At 69.2% G+C, this 12,636-nt stretch carries 15 protein-coding genes and 2 tRNA genes; 6 read left to right on the top strand and 11 right to left on the bottom strand.

Annotation, left to right across the window (positions count from 1 at the left end; genetic code table 11):
- Nucleotides 1–25 precede the first annotated feature (25 nt).
- Nucleotides 26–99 (top strand) — tRNA-Asp (locus tag ACFVDO_RS11220).
- A gap of 69 nt (nt 100–168) precedes the next feature.
- A tRNA-Phe gene (locus tag ACFVDO_RS11215) sits at nt 169–241 on the top strand.
- A 44-nt stretch (nt 242–285) separates the two neighbouring features.
- Here ACFVDO_RS11215 and nrdI read toward each other — a convergent pair.
- Genes nrdI through ACFVDO_RS11195 form a run of 4 tightly spaced genes read right to left on the bottom strand, consistent with a single transcriptional unit; the run spans nt 286 to nt 2,391 of the window.
- Complete coding sequence (nrdI, locus tag ACFVDO_RS11210; RefSeq protein WP_378858348.1) at nt 286–750, bottom strand: class Ib ribonucleoside-diphosphate reductase assembly flavoprotein NrdI; 465 nt, start codon at nt 748–750, stop codon at nt 286–288.
- Between the two features lie 41 nt (nt 751–791).
- Nucleotides 792–1,259 (bottom strand): GNAT family N-acetyltransferase, encoded by a 468-nt coding sequence (locus ACFVDO_RS11205; RefSeq protein WP_378858349.1) that lies wholly within the window; start codon nt 1,257–1,259, stop codon nt 792–794.
- A 56-nt stretch (nt 1,260–1,315) separates the two neighbouring features.
- Nucleotides 1,316–2,053, bottom strand: coding sequence for a DUF2071 domain-containing protein (locus ACFVDO_RS11200; RefSeq protein ID WP_378858350.1), 738 nt, complete (start codon nt 2,051–2,053; stop codon nt 1,316–1,318).
- Nucleotides 2,050–2,391, bottom strand: coding sequence for a metalloregulator ArsR/SmtB family transcription factor (locus tag ACFVDO_RS11195; protein ID WP_378858351.1), 342 nt, complete (start codon nt 2,389–2,391; stop codon nt 2,050–2,052). Before ACFVDO_RS11195 ends, ACFVDO_RS11200 begins: the two co-directional genes overlap by 4 nt.
- 67 nt (nt 2,392–2,458) lie before the next feature.
- Between ACFVDO_RS11195 and ACFVDO_RS11190 the strand changes: the two genes are divergently transcribed.
- Both ACFVDO_RS11190 and ACFVDO_RS11185 read left to right on the top strand, forming a co-directional pair.
- Nucleotides 2,459–2,965, top strand: coding sequence for a DUF4265 domain-containing protein (locus ACFVDO_RS11190; protein WP_378858352.1), 507 nt, complete (start codon nt 2,459–2,461; stop codon nt 2,963–2,965).
- 20 nt (nt 2,966–2,985) lie between these two features.
- A complete protein-coding gene (locus tag ACFVDO_RS11185; protein ID WP_378886865.1) occupies nt 2,986–3,375 on the top strand; it encodes an SDR family oxidoreductase in 390 nt (129 codons plus the stop codon).
- A gap of 54 nt (nt 3,376–3,429) precedes the next feature.
- Here ACFVDO_RS11185 and ACFVDO_RS11180 read toward each other — a convergent pair whose 3' ends face one another.
- Complete coding sequence (locus ACFVDO_RS11180; RefSeq protein ID WP_378858393.1) at nt 3,430–4,323, bottom strand: 3-hydroxyacyl-CoA dehydrogenase; 894 nt, start codon at nt 4,321–4,323, stop codon at nt 3,430–3,432.
- 207 nt (nt 4,324–4,530) lie between these two features.
- On the opposite strand from ACFVDO_RS11180, the gene ACFVDO_RS11175 reads away from it, so the two are divergent.
- Both ACFVDO_RS11175 and ACFVDO_RS11170 read left to right on the top strand, forming a co-directional pair.
- Nucleotides 4,531–5,289 carry an HNH endonuclease family protein gene (locus tag ACFVDO_RS11175; RefSeq protein WP_378858353.1) on the top strand — a complete coding sequence of 253 codons (759 nt, stop codon included), beginning with the start codon at nt 4,531–4,533 and terminating at the stop codon, nt 5,287–5,289.
- Nucleotides 5,290–5,329: 40 nt separating this feature from the next.
- On the top strand, nt 5,330–5,866 hold the full coding sequence (locus ACFVDO_RS11170; RefSeq protein WP_378858354.1) for a DUF2127 domain-containing protein: 537 nt from the start codon (nt 5,330–5,332) through the stop codon (nt 5,864–5,866).
- Nucleotides 5,867–5,929: 63 nt separating this feature from the next.
- Here ACFVDO_RS11170 and ACFVDO_RS11165 read toward each other — a convergent pair whose 3' ends face one another.
- The 6 genes from ACFVDO_RS11165 to ACFVDO_RS11140 form a co-directional block, all read right to left on the bottom strand.
- Nucleotides 5,930–7,846 carry a protease pro-enzyme activation domain-containing protein gene (locus ACFVDO_RS11165; protein WP_378858355.1) on the bottom strand — a complete coding sequence of 639 codons (1,917 nt, stop codon included), beginning with the start codon at nt 7,844–7,846 and terminating at the stop codon, nt 5,930–5,932.
- 151 nt (nt 7,847–7,997) lie between these two features.
- On the bottom strand, nt 7,998–8,309 hold the full coding sequence (locus ACFVDO_RS11160; protein WP_198346557.1) for an SHOCT domain-containing protein: 312 nt from the start codon (nt 8,307–8,309) through the stop codon (nt 7,998–8,000).
- A 114-nt stretch (nt 8,310–8,423) separates the two neighbouring features.
- On the bottom strand, nt 8,424–9,083 hold the full coding sequence (locus tag ACFVDO_RS11155; RefSeq protein ID WP_378858356.1) for a response regulator: 660 nt from the start codon (nt 9,081–9,083) through the stop codon (nt 8,424–8,426).
- On the bottom strand, nt 9,080–10,267 hold the full coding sequence (locus ACFVDO_RS11150; protein WP_378858357.1) for a sensor histidine kinase: 1,188 nt from the start codon (nt 10,265–10,267) through the stop codon (nt 9,080–9,082). Before ACFVDO_RS11150 ends, ACFVDO_RS11155 begins: the two co-directional genes overlap by 4 nt.
- Nucleotides 10,268–10,368: 101 nt before the next feature.
- Complete coding sequence (locus ACFVDO_RS11145; protein ID WP_378858358.1) at nt 10,369–11,781, bottom strand: FtsX-like permease family protein; 1,413 nt, start codon at nt 11,779–11,781, stop codon at nt 10,369–10,371.
- Nucleotides 11,774–12,508 (bottom strand): ABC transporter ATP-binding protein, encoded by a 735-nt coding sequence (locus ACFVDO_RS11140; protein ID WP_378858359.1) that lies wholly within the window; start codon nt 12,506–12,508, stop codon nt 11,774–11,776. Before ACFVDO_RS11140 ends, ACFVDO_RS11145 begins: the two co-directional genes overlap by 8 nt.
- Nucleotides 12,509–12,636 lie beyond the last annotated feature (128 nt).

Genomic DNA, 12,636 nt, shown 5'->3' with positions numbered 1-12,636 from the left:
TCATCCGATACAATTTAAAAGTTATGGCCCTGTAGCGCAGTTGGTTAGCGTGCCGCCCTGTCACGGCGGAGGTCGCGGGTTCAAGTCCCGTCAGGGTCGCTCCTAGCGATGAGCCTTCTTTCGAGGAGGCTCTTCGTCTAAGACGCGGCAGATCATGATGTGCCGTGAGGCTCTGTAGCTCAGTTGGTAGAGCGTTCGACTGAAAATCGAAAGGTCACCGGATCGATGCCGGTCGGAGCCACACGGGTGATCGTTACAATCACCCCAGAAACCCTCGCCTAGCTTCTACATGGCGGGGGTTTTGCTTTGCCCGGGCTTCGTCAGCCCAGCTATCCGGCGATCCAGCGCCGCAAGGATGCGGCGGGCCTCCGCCACGTCCTCCGGCGTGCCCTGCAGTTCGAACTCGAAGAGCACCGGTCGCCCGGACGCCCGCGCGATGTGCCTGCACGCCGCCTGGTAGTGCGCGCCGAAGTTGCGGTTCCCCGAGCCCATCACGCCCACCATCAGCCGCCTCGTCCGAGGCCTCGACAGGAATCGCCGAACCGGCTCGGGAATTGTGTCGTTCGCCGGATTGCCCGTGACGTACGACGGCGTCAGCAGTACCCACGACCCATCCGGAACGGACTGCCTGATCCCGCGCGTCGTCAGGTCGAAGACTGGGCGCTGCAGACGCGTGGCGAAGCTGCGCACCATCCCCGACGAGCTCGAGGAGAAGTACACCGGCACCATCGGGATGTCGCGAGCCTCCATGACTCCAGTCCACCACCGGACGGATGCGCCGGGCCCGCCCTTCAGGCGTGAGAACGGTCCGCCGGTCTCAGCATCAGCTTCGGCGAATGCTCGAAGCCGATCCGCTCGTAGAGCGTGATCGCACCGGCGCTTGAAGCGACCAGCGACCGCGGCACGCCACGGGCATCCGCCGCGAGGCACAGGTCTTCGACCATGCGCCTGCCGAGACCCCGACCGCGATGCTGCGGCTTCACGAAGACGCTCTGGACATCGGCAGTCCGCCGGCGCCGATCGTCGAAGTCGGGCACGCGCTCGAAGACGACCATCCATGCCATTCCCACGACCTGGTCGTCCACGACAGCGACGCGCGCCTCGAGCGCATCTCCCTGCCGGACGATCCAGCCGCTGAGCGCGGCCGCGTACTCATCGATCTCGGCATCCGTCAGCGACAACCCCGCAGACTCGGCCTTCAGCAGCGCCTGGTCGCGGACATCGCGCTGCGTCGCCGGCCTCACCTCGTCTGCGGTCACGGTGCCCACGATAGCCCCCAGGCCGGGGCCCGGACGGACGACGAGGGGAGGTAGCGTCAGCGGCCGGCGCTCGGGGCGAGCACCGCGGCGAGCGCCGGCCCGCCAGGCGCATCCATCCGGATCGGCAGGTCGCGCATGACCACCACGTGGTCCAACACAGCCGATCCTGCCGGCAGAGACTCGAAGAACGAGGAGTGCACGCTGTGGACCTGTGCCGGCTCGACGCTCCAGCCGTCCGCGGCGAGCGCGACCGCCTCGAGGGTGCTGCCGTCCGTCCCGCGCGACCAGCCGATCCGTCCGGAGTGGTAGAAGTCCGATGCGGCCTGCACGGTGGGGAAGAAGTCGCTCTCCCACTCCCCTCCGACCTCGACGTCGGCTTCGAGGATCTCGTCACCGGCATCCATCGTCAGCGCGTACCGGTCCCCGCTCTCGTCGATCGTGAAGCGCGCGTGCCGGTGCACACCGGGGAACAGCCGGCCGCCGAACAGCACCGCGTGCCAGGCCGTACTGTGCCGTTCGAGGATGTACACGCCGGTGCGGGTCTCGCCGTCCTCATCCCACTCGACCGCCATGCGGTGCGCGGTGTTCTCCGAGCGCAGGCCGAGCGGCCCCGGCATCCACGCGGGCCGTATCGCGTCGAGGCCCAGCACGCAGAACCCGCCGAGCGCGTGACCTGCCACCAGCTGCGGGCGCAACGGCGCCGGCACGATCGCCCGCGCGACCTCCGGGTCGATCCGATAACTGACCAGCAGCCGGCGGCGCAGGTGCGCGCGGACCCCGCGCACCACGGTCATGGCTGCACCGCCGCCGGTTCACCGGATGCCGGGCTTCGCCGGCGCCGCACCTCGCGCAGCACGATCTGCTCTGGGCAGACCGTGGAGAGGAAATCTCCGACCGACAGCGCGAGGCGTTCCTCGGCGAGCGAATAGAGGATGCGATTCGCGTCGCGCCGCTCGGCGATGAGGCCCGCGCCGCGGAGGATACGCAGATGCCGCGAGATCGTCGGCCCGCTCACGGCGAACCGCGCCGCGATCTCACCCGCGGCCTGTTCGCCGTCCTTCAGATCCTGCAGGATCTGCCGTCTCGTCGGATGCGCGAGCGCCTCGAAGACGCTGTTCACCTCATCGGTCATGTTTGCAATATAGCACTCAAGCTAAATAGCGAGACTGCGAACTTCCCCGCGCCGATAAGGTGCCCTCGTGAACATCTATCGACGGCATCCGAGCAGAGTCACCTCCTGGAGCGCCGGCGCGCTGGCCGCGATCCCGCCGACGGTGGATGAGGTCGAGGTGTGGTTCGCTCTTCCTTCGGAGGGCTCCGACGAACAGGTCTGGGAAGCGCTCAACGCTGAGCGCGTCGAGGACGATGTCGTCGCACTCCGCGGCGTGCCCGTCCTGGCCGAGGATCTCGCATACGACGATCGCGTCCAGTTCATTCAGTCAGCAGAGGGCGCCCTCGTTGCGACGCGGCTCGTCGCTGCGGGCGAGTTCGCCACGTTCCGCGTCTGGCTCGGCGACGCCGATCCGTCGGTGGTGACATGGCGAGCGGTCGCCGAACGGCTCGCCAAGTTGGGCTGCCTCATCGACGTCTACTCCGAGCACCTCATCGCTCTGGCGGTGCACCGCAGCCGGGCCGGCATGGCGCGCGATGCGCTGGCCGCCCTCGCCCACGGTACGGAATGGGAGGAGACCCGCAGCGGCGACTGAGGTCGCCGGTGCGGCCCTAGATCTCGGGGAGCTGCGACGAGGGGTGCCGCGCCCTCCTCCCGCGTGGTGGCGGCAGCATCTCGGTCATCGGCTCCGTCCATGCCGCCGATCCGCAACCCGGCTATCCGGCTATCCGGCTATCCGGCTATCCGGCGTACGGTGCCGCGAGGGCGCCGCACACCGCGGGCCGGCTCGCCCCCGAGGACGAGGGCATCCTGCTGGATGCCACGCCACTGCGAGAGCTCGTGGAGCCGACCGACATCGCCCAGGCCGTCTCCTGGCTGCTCAGCCCCGCGTCGCGCCGCGTCACGGGCGCGGATCTGATCGTCGACGGCGGCACGCACCTGCTCGGCGGTGCGACCGTCACCCGGCGTCAGTATCGTGCCCGCCTCGGGCTCAGTGAATACTGAGATGCGGCTCCCGAGAACTCTCGGGAGCCGCATCCGCCATGGTGAAGAGCGCGCTCAGCTGCCCCACACCTCGGGGAACTGCGACGAGACGCCGGTGTTCCTGCCCTCGGCGTCGTAGGTGTAGAAACCCTCGCCGTCGGCGATGCCGGTCTTGCCGTTGTCGATGCCGCGCTTGAGCACCTCGATGAACGGGCTGGGCTGCGGGTTGTTCGCCTGGATGTTGTAGGCGACGTTGAATCCGACCACGTCGTAGATCTCGAACGGGCCCTGCGGCGAACCTGTCGCCTTGCGCCAGATTCCGTCGATGTCGGCGACCGAGCCGATGCCGTTCACGTAGAGCCGCGCGCCGGCGTCGAGGAACGGGATGAGCAGGCCGTTCAGCAGGTAGCCGGGCGACTCCTTGCGCACGCGGTAGGGCACGAGGCCGATCTCGGTCGCGAAGGCGACCAGAGCGTCGAGAACGGCCGAGTCGGTGCCGGGGTGCCCCATGATCTCTCCGGTGTTGAAGCGCCAGACCATGTTCGCGAAGTGCAGCGTTCCAAGTCGCTCCGGGCGGCCGGTCGCGTCGGCGAAGGCGCTCGGCATCAGCGATGACGTGTTGGTCGCGAAGATCGCGCCCGCCGGCGCCGCCTCACCGACCTGCGCCCACACCTTCTTCTTCAGCTCGAGGTTCTCGGGCACGGCCTCGATGACGACGCCCGCGTCGCCGACAGCATCAGCGAGCACGGTGGTCGTGGAGATTCGGCTGATCGCCGCGTCGAACTTCTCATCCGTGAAGTCGGCGAGATCGGTTCGATAATGCCCCCGCATCCATTCCCACCGCGCCGGCAGCTTGGCGAGGATCTCGTCCGTGATGTCGTACGCGCGCACATCCTTGCCGTGATATGCGGCCTGCATGATGATCTGCGAACCAAGCACTCCCGTGCCGAGCACAGCCACCTTCTGCATCTTCTCCACAACCTTTCCTGCACTCGGTTTGTCGATGTCAACCAACGTTGAACGACTGAATCGTATTCCGCCTGCGCGGACGACCGCCAGGGCGGACAGCCGGGCATACTCATCCGTCGTCTTCCTGAACCAGGGCGATCAGGGCTGACCCTCCCGGAGGAGTGGCCGGCGCCGAACGAATAGGCTGGACCGGATGAGCAGGGAACGATGACACGAAGCCGTTCCCGCCGCACCGCCGGCGTCATGACCGTCGCCGTCGCCGTGCTTCTTCTCGTCGTCGGGCTGGCTTCCGGAGTCCTCGACCAGACGACGGATGCGGCTCCCGCGCCGACGGCACCGACCGCACCGCTCGCCACGCCCACGCCCACGCCGCCGGCGCCTTCCGCAGCCCCGACCCCCCGTTCCGCACTCGACCTGCTCGCCTCACTGCCCGTCAAGGGTCGCGCCTCGAAGACCGGCTACGACCGGGCGCAGTACGGCCCACGCTGGCAGGACGTCGACCACAACGGGTGCGACACCCGCAACGACATCCTCGGCGCACAGCTCACCGGCCCGGTCCGCGACGGCCGCTGCAAGGTGACCGCGGGCACCCTCCACGATCCGTATATCGGCACGACGATCGACTTCGTCCGCGGTCAGGGCACGTCGGAACTGGTGCAGATCGATCACGTCGTCGCGCTCAGCGACGCCTGGCAGAAGGGCGCGCAGGCGCTCACGCCCGAGCTGCGGACGGCCCTCGCGAACGATCCGCTGAACCTGCTCGCCGTGGACGGCGGGTCGAACTCTCAGAAGCGCGACGGCGATGCGGCGACCTGGCTGCCGAAGAACAAGGCCTTCCGCTGCGCGTACGTCGCCCGTCAGGTCGCGGTGAAGGCACGATACGGCCTCTGGGTCACGCCCGCCGAGCACGACGCGATCGCGCGCGTACTCGCGACCTGCCCCGGCGAACCGGCGCCGGTGCGCTGAACCCGGTGCGTTCTCCGCGTGACGATGCCAGAGTCAGAGCATGCGATCGCGCGAGTCCAGCGCACGACGAGACCTGGTCCTGGACTGGGTCTTCCTGATCGGTCTGCTCTTCAAGGCTCTCGACGGGCTCCTCGAACTGCTGGTCGGGATCCCCGCGCTGTTCATCACCCACGTCCAACTGACCTCGCTGGTGCGCGCGCTGACCTCGGGCGAGCTGGCTGAGGACCCGCACGATCTGATCGCCAACCTGATCCTGCACGAGTCGGCGAGGCTCGCCACGGGCACTCTCCTTATCGGCGGCATCTATCTGATCGTGCACGGCGCGGTGAAGGTCGCGATCGTGGTCGCGCTGCTGCTGGGCTCGAAGCGCATCTACCCCTGGGCCGTCGGCGCGCTGACGATCCTGCTGATCGTGCAGCTGGTCGACCTCGTGCTCGCCTTCTCGGTCGGGGTGCTCGTGCTCACCGTGCTCGACGCCGTGATCATCTGGCTGACCGTCCGGGAATGGCGGGAGGGACGCTCGCTGCATGACGTCATCCGCCTCCGCATGCCCTGGCTGGCACGCAATCGGGCGTGAAGAGATGGATGCCGTGTCCCGAGACTTCTCGGCACACGGCATCCTTCGTTCAGCGGGACCTGCTCAGCCGATCCAGCCTGCGCGCGGGCTGCCCCAGCCGGTCTCGTCGTCCCAGCCGGTTCCGACCTTCAGGGTCGTGGTCGCCTTGTCGAACGTGCGCACCGAGTAGGCGTAGCCGCCCGTGGCATCCAGGCCGTTGACGAAGTCGACCCGGATCGCACCGGTGCCGATCCCTGCACCGGTGACGTCGTGGAAACCGTCGCCCTGTGTGCCGTAGATCAGCGGGTTCAGCAGGCCGAGCCCCCTGCCGCCGTTCGCCTGGATCTTCAGAGCCGTCATCCCCGCGAACAGCGGCGAGGCGAGGCTGGTGCCGCCGATCCGGTAGGTGTCGTACGCGGCCTTGCCGGTGAAGGTCTGCGTCTGGCCCACGAGCATGCCGGTGGTGGGGTCGGCGTCCATTGCGACGTCGGGCACCGCCCGCCCTCCGTTCGGGCTGACGATCCCGGCATCCTTCTGGTAGCCCGGCTCGGGAATGTTCGACGAGTATCCGCCGCCGCCTCCATAGAGGAACGCGTCGGTCTGCGCCCACGCACCGCCTGTCAGCGCGTACTTCGACGTCTGCCATCCGGTCTCGCCGACCAGCCCGTCGGGGGTGACCGCCGTGGAGGTTCCACCGACGGCGGTGACCAGCGGATCGGATGCCGGGTAGTCGGTCTGCGCGGTGCCGAGGGAGGTCACCTCGTCGCCGTTGTCGCCGCTGGAGAACACATAACTGATGCCCTGCGCGGCGCCCTGCAGGAACGCGTTCTCATAGGCGAGCAGCAGTGCCGGCCGGGTGACGTCGCCCACTCCGCCCCACGAGTTGGTCACGATGTTCGCGACGTTCTCGTCGTTGATCCTGTTGAACGTGTCGAGCAGATCGGCATCCATGCAGCTCTTGCCGGCGTAGTAGCGGACCTTCGCTCCCGGTGCCATCGCGTGCACGGCCTCGATGTCGAGCGTCTCCTCGCCGTACCAGCCCGGCATGCCGCACTGGTGCCCCGACTTGGTGCTGTTCACGTTCGTGAACGAGTTCGGCAGGCTCTGCGAGAACTGACCGGCCGCGAACGGCTTGTCACCGGTGTCGGAGGCGTACCGATTCGCGTCGGCCTCGATCGTCGGCGATGCGTACGCGTCGGTGATCGCGACGGTCACCCCGGTGCCGTCATGACCGGTCGCACCGGCCTCGTAGGCATCGCGCAGCTGCGGGCCGGTGTACCCGCACGGCGAGTACGCGAGGTCGGCACCCTCGAAGGCCGGCAGTGCGGTGTGGTCGGGCGTCGGCATGTTCGCCGGGGTCGCCGAGCCGTACCACTGCCCGCACACCGGTGCGTTTCGGAACCCGCCATCCGGGGGTCCCGGCTTCTTCGTCTGCGGCGCGACGGTGGCGGGCGTCGTGTCGAGGCCCCTGACCGCAATAACGGCACCGGTCAGGGATGCCGGCACGCTGGCCGCACCGGACGGCGCCCGCACGGTCTCGCCGTCGTGGGAGTAGGTCGACAGGGTCACGCCGAACGCCTTGTTCGCCGCCCCGACACCACCGGACGCATCGACGAAGCGGTGCTGCGGATCGACCGACGCCTTCATGCCCGCGCCGGTCAGCCACGACGTCACCTCGTTCACGGTCGTCGCCGTCGCATCGAATCGCGCGTGGTACTGGGCCGCCGTGAGGAAGTGCTGGTACGCGGCCGACCCGGGCGTCGACACGGATGTGGCGAAGGACTGCAGCGCGGACAGGCCGCCCTGCGGGGCGAGATACACCCGCGCCTGCACGACGCCGGTGGCGAGCCCCACCTTGGCGCCGTGGGCGAGCCAGCCCGGTGACGAGTTCGGGATCGGGGAGGTCGGCGGCGGAGCCGCCGTTGCCGCTGTCGCTCCTCCGAGGACCGTCGCGACGGTCGCGAGGATGGCGAGGGACACACCGAGAACTTTCTTGGACATCCGGATTCTCCAGACAGTGAAGTTCGGCATCGGCGGACGCCGGTGTCAGCGAACGCGATGCTAGACCCCGAGTCCGCAGATCAGCCGGGAGTTCCGGACGCGCGGATGCCGCTCCCGAGAACTCTCGGGAGCGGCATCCTGTCTCTGCGACTCAGGCCTCCGGGCGGTTGGCCCTCAGCACCTCGAGCCGGGCGCGGTACTCGGTCTCGTCGACGTCGCCCTTGGCGAAGCGGTCGGCGAGGATCTGCTCTGCGCTGCGCCCCTGTGCCTGTGCCCACGGGGCGTGCCCGCCGGGCGCGGCCTGCCAGGGGCCGCCCCAGTAGCGACGACGACGGACGATGAGCGTGATGAGCAGGCCCACGATGATGAGGAACATCACCGGCCCGATGAAGAAGAACGGCCAGAACGGAGCCCCGCCCCAGACGCCTGCGTGTGCGGCGACGGCCGCCGATGTTGCGAGCATGATGCCCTTCCTTCGATCCATCGGCCGTGTCTCGACCGATGGATCCAGCCTCGCCATCCGGGCCCTGGAGCGAATCCGCCCGCGGGCGTCACCTCTGATACGCCCCAGGGAGTACTACTGCCAGCCCGGCGCGACCAGCCCGGTCTCGTAGGCGATCACCACGAGATGCACCCGGTCGCGCGCCTGCAGCTTCGACAGGATGCGGGACACGTGGGTCTTCGCCGTCAGCGGGCTGAGGAACAGGTCCGCCGCGATCTCGTCGTTCGTGCGACCGAGGCCGACCAGTCTCAGCACCTCGCGCTCCCGTTCGGTGAGCACCTCCAGCGCCGCGGCATCCGGCTCGCGAAGACCGACCGCCAGCCGGTCGAGCAGCCGCCGCGTGACACCGGGCGAGAGCAGCGCCTCGCCCTCGGCGACGGCCCGCACCGCGCGCACCAGGTCGGCCGGCTCGGTGTCCTTCACCAGGAACCCCGCCGCGCCCGCGCGCACCGCGCGGGCGACGTACTCGTCCAGCTCGAAGGTCGTCACGATCACGACGTGCACCGCGGCGAGCGCAGGATCGGCCGCGATCTGCTCCGTCGCCCAGAGGCCGTCGCCCTGCGGCATCCGGATGTCCATCAGCACGACATCCACGGGCGTCTCGCGGATGCGGGCGAGCAGCTCCTCACCACCGGATGCCTCGGCCACGACCTCGATGTCGTCCTCCGAGTCGAGCAGCGCGCGGAACCCTGCCCGCACGAGCAGCTGATCGTCGGCCAGCGCGACGCGGATCATGATGCCCTCCCCCACGGCAGCTCGGCTGTGACGACGGTGCCGCCGTCCGCGCCGTCCTCGAAGCGGATGCTGCCGCCCAGCAGCCCCGCGCGCTCGCGCATGCCGAGGGCGCCGCCGTGCCCGGCATCCACCGGGTCGGCCCCGCCGAAGCCGCGGCCGTCGTCGCTGACCGTGACGACCAGCCGCTCACCGTGACGCTCCAGCACGACACGGGCGTGCGTCGCGCCGGAGTGCCGGACGATGTTGGTCAGCGCCTCCTGCACGATGCGGTAGGCGGCGAACTGCGCAGCCCTGCTCGGCGCGCTCGCTCCCAGGCGGTCGTCGAGGGCGACATCGAGTCCAGGTGCGGTCAGGCCGGCGATCAGCCGCGGAAGCTCGGCGAGCTCTGCCTGCGGCACCAGCGGCACCTCGCCGTCGCGCAGCACGCCCAGCACGCCGCGGACCTCCTCCAGCGCGAGCTTCGAGGTGTCCTTCACGTTCTGCAGCGCGGCGCGCGCCTGCTCCGGGTCCTTGTCGAACAGGTGCAGCCCGACCCCTGCCTGCACATTCATCTGCGACAGCGCATGTCCGAGCACATCGTGCAGCTCGCGCGCGATGCGCACCCGCTCCTGCTCCTCCGCGCTCTGCCTGCGCCGCAGCGCCTCTGCCTGCATGGCGGCGCGGCGAGCTCCGCGGGTGCGCAGCATCGTGCCGATCGCGAAGCACAGCGCCAGGGCGACGGTCACGCCGACGATCGCTCCGGGGAACCAGGTCCGGTCGATGAGCACGCCGATCAGCAGTGCGGCGGCCCAGCCCGTGCCGACGGCGATCGCCGCCCAGACGATCGCGCCGCGCGCGACCGCGCCGACCACCGCGAACGCGAGGGCGACGTACGGCGGTCCGGGAACGGGCGTGGTGAGCACGTCGAGCAGGGCGAAGGCCGCGACGACGGCCACGGTCGGGCCGGGGAGTCTGCGCGCGGCGAGCAGGGCGAGCGGGCCGGCGATCGCGAGCACCAGATGCAGCGAGAGAAGTCCGGGCGCCGCGTGGTGACCGGCACGCACCGACATCCACACCGCCGCCGGAACCTGGATCAGGAAGCTCAGCACCACCGGGCCGACCAGCCGCATCCGCCTCGCGACCGGCGCGGGCGGCCCCCAGGCGGCACCGTCCCCGAACGCGGGAACGTGCTGGGGATCCGACATGATCCGATGCTAATCGCGGGGGCTGCGCAGTGGCATCCGCCCGTGGTATGCGTCCGCACTACTCCATGGGGAGTACAGCCGCTCAGCTCCGTGAACCCTGGTCACGCGGTCAGCACGATGCGATCCCGCGCGCCCTGCGCGATGAGCGTGGGGGTCACGGTCGCGAGCACGTTCAGCACGAGGAGCGAGCCCACGGCGATGAGGAACGGCAACCACGCGAAGGCGTATCCGGCCGATCCATAGGTCGCGAGCAGGGCCGGCTGGATGAGAAGCCCCGGAACGAGTGCGAGCACGCCGCCGATGATGACACCGGTGACGACGACGATGACGGCTTCGAAGAGTGCCTGACGGAGCTGCTGCGCGGGAGTCGCCCCGGCGAGTTCGGCGAGCTGGATCTCGTGCTCGCGCTGCTGACCGGCCATGAAGACGATGACGACGGCGCCGGTGGCCGCGACGAGGGTGGGGAACCCGACGATGAGCGTGAACCCGAAGACGTCCTGGCCGCCGATCCCGCCCGTACCCGGCTGGGCCGTCATCAGCAGGGAGAACATCCCGGTGAACAGGAACACGGTGATCGCGACCGACGAGATCGTCGCCACCGTGCGAGCGGTGGCCGCCGCCAACGTCTCGCGTGCCAGGAACCACGACGCCGACAGATGCGCCGGCACCAGACCGGTCCAGGCGCGCATGAGGCCGACGATGACGACAGGGCCGGCCGTCGCGCACGCGGCGACGGCCGCGAACCCGGCGAGGATCGCCGGCCCGGAGGCGTCATCGACCTTCTTCGTCGCGAGAGCCGCGCCCGCGATGACCACGGCGAGGGCGAGGAGGATGCCGGCGACGCTCCAGCGGGACCGGGTCATGGGAAGCTCCCGCACACCCTCGGAGCGGATCGCCTCGAGCGGACTGATCGCCCTGAGTTCGCGACTCGCGCCGTTCACCGCGATCACGCTGACCACGGCCGCGACGACGACCCCCAGCACATAGCCGATGTAGATGCCGGCGCCGCCCATCTCCGCAGTCATCAGGCCGCCGGAGCGCAGGAACTCGATCATCGCCGGAGCAGTGGCGATCGCGACCACCGCGGCGATCACGACCGCCGCGACGGAGAGCAGTCCGACCTGCCCGCGAAGGACCTTCAGCATCTGCGCATCCGTCATTCCGGCGAGCTGCCACAGCGCCAGCGTGCGGCGCCGCTGATAGACGATCGCGTTGACGATGTTGCGGACCGTGATCGCGGCGATGCCGGCGAAGACGACCAGGCAGACCGAGAGCGAACTGACGATGCCGACCGGCACCATGGCGTCGATGAACTCCTGACTGGGCGCCCCGTCGCCCATGCCCGACACCGCGTCGATGATCGCCGGAATCGAGATGTTCGTCACACCGATCATGAGCAGACCGCACACCCACATGGAGCACAGGTACACGACAGTGAGGAGCAGGAGCGATCCCACCCAGATGCGCAGGGAGTGCCGCAGATCGGCGACGATGAGGCCCCTCACGTCACGCACTCGCTCGCAGCTCGACGAGCGTCGCCGCGATCGACGTGCTGGACGGGCGCTCCACATCGCCGGCGATCAGCCCGTCCCGCAGGAAGACGACCCGGTCGCAGGCGGCGGCGACCGTCGGATCATGCGTCGCCATGACCACGCACTGACCGTGCTCGGTCACGGCCCTCCGCATCAGCTGGAGAACGGCGGCTCCGGTGGCCGTGTCCAGGGCGCCGGTCGGCTCGTCGGCGAAGAGGATCTCCGACCGGCTGGCGAAGACGCGGGCGACAGCCACTCTCTGCTGCTGGCCACCCGAGAGCTCGCTGGGCTTGCGGTTCTCCTTGCCCTCCAGCCCGACGTCGGCGAGGATACCGCGGATGTGCGCCTCATCGACATCGCGTTTCGCGAGCCGGAGCGGGAGCGCCACGTTCTCGAACACGGTGATCGAGGGGATCAGGTTGTACTGCTGAAAGACAAAGCCCACGTGGTCGCGGCGGAACTCTGCCAGCTGTGCACGGCTGAGCTGCGCGATCTCGGTGCCGAGCAGCACGGCACGCCCGCTGGTCGGAGTGTCGAGTCCCGCGAGCGCGTACAGGAGCGTCGACTTACCCGACCCGGACGGCCCCATCAGCGCCGTCATCGTCGCGGCTTCGAAGGCGACGTCGACGCCCCGCAACGCGTGGGTCTCCTCGCCTCGGGTTCCGAAGACCTTCGTCAGCGACTCACCGCGGACAGCACTCTCAGACATGCACGCTCCACTCTCACTACGAGCCACGCGGCAGCTCGCATGACCGACATTAGACTGCGCTCGGCGCACGACAGCGTGTTCCTCGGCCACGCGCACGAAATCACGTAGGTGATTGTTGGTCGGCTCAG

It is taken from the genome of Microbacterium sp. NPDC057741 (assembly GCF_042798735.1).
Taxonomy (GTDB): domain Bacteria; phylum Actinomycetota; class Actinomycetes; order Actinomycetales; family Microbacteriaceae; genus Microbacterium.
The sequence above is the reverse complement of the archived record's forward strand: the minus strand, read 5'-3'. Positions and strand labels throughout refer to the sequence as shown.

Coding starts and splice junctions, on each gene's coding strand:
- nrdI (WP_378858348.1), bottom strand. CDS start 750: ATGGAGGCTCGCGACATCCCGATGGTGCCGGTGTACTTCTCCTCGAGC.
- ACFVDO_RS11200 (WP_378858350.1), bottom strand. CDS start 2,053: ATGACCGTGGTGCGCGGGGTCCGCGCGCACCTGCGCCGCCGGCTGCTG.
- ACFVDO_RS11195 (WP_378858351.1), bottom strand. CDS start 2,391: ATGACCGATGAGGTGAACAGCGTCTTCGAGGCGCTCGCGCATCCGACG.
- ACFVDO_RS11180 (WP_378858393.1), bottom strand. CDS start 4,323: ATGCAGAAGGTGGCTGTGCTCGGCACGGGAGTGCTTGGTTCGCAGATC.
- ACFVDO_RS11175 (WP_378858353.1), top strand. CDS start 4,531: ATGACACGAAGCCGTTCCCGCCGCACCGCCGGCGTCATGACCGTCGCC.
- ACFVDO_RS11170 (WP_378858354.1), top strand. CDS start 5,330: ATGCGATCGCGCGAGTCCAGCGCACGACGAGACCTGGTCCTGGACTGG.
- ACFVDO_RS11165 (WP_378858355.1), bottom strand. CDS start 7,846: ATGTCCAAGAAAGTTCTCGGTGTGTCCCTCGCCATCCTCGCGACCGTC.
- ACFVDO_RS11160 (WP_198346557.1), bottom strand. CDS start 8,309: ATGCTCGCAACATCGGCGGCCGTCGCCGCACACGCAGGCGTCTGGGGC.
- ACFVDO_RS11155 (WP_378858356.1), bottom strand. CDS start 9,083: ATGATCCGCGTCGCGCTGGCCGACGATCAGCTGCTCGTGCGGGCAGGG.
- ACFVDO_RS11150 (WP_378858357.1), bottom strand. CDS start 10,267: ATGTCGGATCCCCAGCACGTTCCCGCGTTCGGGGACGGTGCCGCCTGG.
- ACFVDO_RS11140 (WP_378858359.1), bottom strand. CDS start 12,508: ATGTCTGAGAGTGCTGTCCGCGGTGAGTCGCTGACGAAGGTCTTCGGA.